The organism is Myxacorys almedinensis A, from assembly GCF_010091945.1.
In the GTDB taxonomy this organism is placed as follows: domain Bacteria; phylum Cyanobacteriota; class Cyanobacteriia; order Leptolyngbyales; family Leptolyngbyaceae; genus Myxacorys; species Myxacorys almedinensis.
This window is the reverse complement of the sequence record NZ_WVIE01000066.1, coordinates 338-931: the sequence shown is the minus strand read 5'-3', so window position 1 is coordinate 931 and position 594 is coordinate 338. Positions and strand designations below refer to the sequence as shown.

General features: G+C 52.2%; 1 pseudogene. It reads left to right on the top strand.

What is annotated here, in order from left to right:
- Positions 1–594, top strand: a pseudogene (locus tag GS601_RS22655) (photosynthetic reaction center family protein); the annotation flags it as partial.

Sequence of the window (594 nt, the reverse complement as noted above, 5' to 3'; positions counted from 1 at the left end):
TGGCTTTATGCTGCGGCAGTTTGAGATTGCCCGGCTGGTGGGCATTCGTCCATACAATGCCATTGCCTTCTCAGCACCCATTGCCGTATTTGTGTCAGTATTTTTGCTCTATCCCTTGGGTCAGTCTGGGTGGTTTTTTGCCCCTAGTTTTGGGGTAGCTGGCATTTTCCGGTTCATCTTGTTTGTGCAAGGGTTCCACAATTTCACCCTCAACCCCTTCCACATGATGGGGGTTGCTGGTGTCTTGGGGGGAGCACTGCTGTGTGCCATTCACGGCGCTACGGTAGAAAATACCCTGTTTGAAGATGGGGAGAAGGCCAACACCTTCCGCGCCTTCACGCCGACCCAGGCAGAGGAAACCTACTCGATGGTGACGGCAAACCGATTCTGGTCCCAGATTTTCGGGATTGCCTTTTCCAATAAGCGATGGCTGCATTTCTTCATGCTGTTTGTGCCGGTGACGGGTCTGTGGATGGCCTCCATTGGCATTGTGGGCATTGCCTTGAATCTGCGAGCCTATGACTTCATCAGTCAGGAGATTCGAGCGGCTGAGGATCCTGAGTTTGAGACGTTCTACACCAAGAATATTCTGCT